Raw genomic sequence first — 2688 nt, 5'->3', positions numbered from 1 at the left:
GTATTTGCACCATTTGCATTTATTATGGGTGTACCTTGGCATGAAGCAGTTAATGCAGGGAATATTATGGCGACAAAACTTGTATCAAATGAATTTGTTGCGATGACAGATTTAGCACAAGGAAACTTTAATTTCTCAGATAGAACGACAGCGATTATATCTGTATTCTTAGTTTCATTTGCAAACTTCTCTTCAATTGGAATTATTGCTGGGGCAGTTAAGAGCTTAAATGAAAAACAAGGAAATGTAGTCGCAAGATTTGGTTTGAAATTACTTTTCGGTGCAACATTAGTAAGTTTCTTATCAGCAACGATTGTAGGCTTACTATTTTAATAGATCCATATAATATGAAAAGGAATGGTGATTGTAATGAGAATGGTAGATATTATTGCGAAAAAACGTGATGGAAAAGAATTAACAACTGAAGAAATTAATTTCTTTATTAACGGTTATACAGACGGAAGTATTCCTGATTATCAAGYRAGTKCACTTGCAATGGCAATTTTCTTYMAAGATATGACGGATCGTGAACGTGCAGACTTAACAATGGCAATGGTTGAATCTGGAGAAACAATCGACTTATCAGCAATTGAAGGAATTAAGGTAGACAAACATTCAACTGGCGGTGTTGGTGATACAACAACATTAGTATTAGGACCATTAGTTGCTGCTTTAGATGTACCAGTAGCAAAAATGTCTGGTCGTGGTTTAGGACATACKGGCGGAACAATCGATAAATTAGAAGCAGTGGAAGGATTCCACGTTGAAATTACGAAAGAGCAGTTCATTGATATTGTAAACCGTGACAAAGTAGCTGTTATCGGACAAACAGGAAACTTAACACCTGCAGATAAAAAGATTTATGCATTACGTGATGTAACAGGAACAGTAAATTCAATTCCTCTAATTGCAAGTTCAATTATGAGTAAAAAAATTGCAGCGGGTGCTGATGCAATCGTACTTGATGTAAAAACAGGTGCTGGTGCATTTATGAAAACCGAAGAAGATGCAAAAGAATTAGCTCATGCAATGGTACGTATCGGAAATAATGTTGGACGTCAAACGATGGCAGTAATTTCAGATATGTCACAACCTCTTGGTTTTGCGATTGGTAACGCTCTAGAAGTGAAGGAAGCAATTGATACTTTAAAAGGCGAAGGTCCAGAAGATTTAACAGAATTAGTACTTGTATTAGGAAGCCAAATGGTCGTACTTGCGAAAAAAGCAAATACATTAGAAGAAGCTCGTGAAATGCTAATTGAAGTGATGAAAAATGGAAAAGCAACTGAGAAATTTAAAGAGTTCTTAAGCAACCAAGGCGGAGACAGCTCGATTGTAGACAATCCAGAAAAAATGCCACAAGCGAAGTATGTAATTGATGTACCTGCAAAAACTTCAGGTGTGATTTCAAACATTGTTGCAGATGAAATCGGTATCGCAGCTATGTTACTTGGTGCTGGCCGTGCAACAAAAGAAGATGAAATCGATTTAGCAGTAGGACTAATGTTACGTAAAAAAGTTGGCGATGCAGTAAAAGAAGGCGAGCCGTTCGTAACGATCTATGCAAATCGCGAAAATGTAGAAGATGTAAAAGCAAAAATCTATGAGAACATTTCTATCGCTGAAACAGCAGTGGCTCCTAAATTAGTTTATACAGTTATTACTGACTAATCATAATTACATTTACTTTGAGGAGGAAATAATATGGATAAGAAAAAATATATCGAAGAAGCAAATAAGATGTTATCGAAAGCGTATATTCCGTATTCTAAATTTCCTGTTGGTGCAGCGCTAGTTACAAAAGAAGGTAAAATCTATACTGGTTGTAATATAGAAAACGCTTCTTACGGTTTATGTAACTGTGCAGAAAGAACAGCAATATTTAAAGCAGTATCAGAAGGTGAGCGCGACTTTAGTTACTTAGTCATTACAGGAGAAACTGACGGACCTATTTCACCATGTGGTGCTTGTAGACAAGTTATTGCTGAATTTTGTGATCCGAAAATGCCAGTTTTACTAACAAATGTAAAAGGCGATGAAAAAGAAGTGACTGTAGAGCAGTTACTGCCTGGTGCCTTTTCAATTGAAGATTTAAAATAAGTTAAAAGGCCATTCCACAATTAATAGTTGTGGAATGGCCTTTTTTATTTTCAATAATAGAATGTAATAATCTGTTCATATTCCGTTCATAAACTTTGCGTAAAATGATTGCAGTGAATATGGAAAGTGACGATATAAATTGTCGTTCTACAGCAGGAGGAATATGATGAAGAAATTATATAATGCAGCATTCATTTACTTAATTATTGGTTTATTATCAGGAATATTTGCTAGAGAGTATACGAAAGCGCAAGGAATTAAAGGATCCACTATGTTGCAATTAGTGCATACGCACGTATTAGTATTAGGATTCATATTCTTTTTGGTCGCTTTCGCTCTATTTAAAGTATTTAATGTCCGTGAAACAAAAAGTTTTCGTCTATGGTTTGTTGTGTATAACATAGGATTAATTTTTACTATTGCTACAATGGTATTTAGAGGTCTTCTACAAGTAAACGGAACTGACTTTAACGGTTTAAGCCATATGACTGGATTAGCTCATGTCATTATAAGTATCGGGCTCGTTTGGTTTATGATTTTGCTTAAAAAGTCTTTTAAATAGGTAGGAGTGGAGAATATGAATATAGC

At 35.2% G+C, this 2688-nt stretch carries 4 protein-coding genes; all 4 read left to right on the top strand.

All coding sequences use genetic code 11. The features are described from left to right. A partial coding sequence (locus AC1DJR_RS25440) for a nucleoside transporter C-terminal domain-containing protein (RefSeq protein ID WP_477003803.1) occupies positions 1-333 on the top strand: 333 nt, incomplete at its 5' end. A 36-nt stretch (positions 334-369) separates the two neighbouring features. Further along, entirely contained in the window at positions 370-1671 is a 1302-nt protein-coding gene (locus AC1DJR_RS25435; RefSeq protein ID WP_477003802.1) for a pyrimidine-nucleoside phosphorylase, read from the top strand. A 33-nt stretch (positions 1672-1704) separates the two neighbouring features. Next, positions 1705-2100 carry a cytidine deaminase gene (locus AC1DJR_RS25430; protein WP_000358532.1) on the top strand — a complete coding sequence of 132 codons (396 nt, stop codon included), beginning with the start codon at positions 1705-1707 and terminating at the stop codon, positions 2098-2100. 166 nt (positions 2101-2266) lie between these two features. Then, a complete protein-coding gene (locus AC1DJR_RS25425) occupies positions 2267-2662 on the top strand; it encodes a DUF2871 domain-containing protein (protein WP_429686781.1) in 396 nt (131 codons plus the stop codon). Positions 2663-2688 lie beyond the last annotated feature (26 nt).

This window comes from Bacillus sp. 05T31 (assembly GCF_056396725.1).
Note: the sequence above shows the minus strand (reverse complement) of the source record. Positions and strands in the feature narration are given on the sequence as shown.

Coding starts and splice junctions, on each gene's coding strand:
- AC1DJR_RS25430 (WP_000358532.1), top strand. CDS start 1,705: ATGGATAAGAAAAAATATATCGAAGAAGCAAATAAGATGTTATCGAAA.
- AC1DJR_RS25425 (WP_429686781.1), top strand. CDS start 2,267: ATGAAGAAATTATATAATGCAGCATTCATTTACTTAATTATTGGTTTA.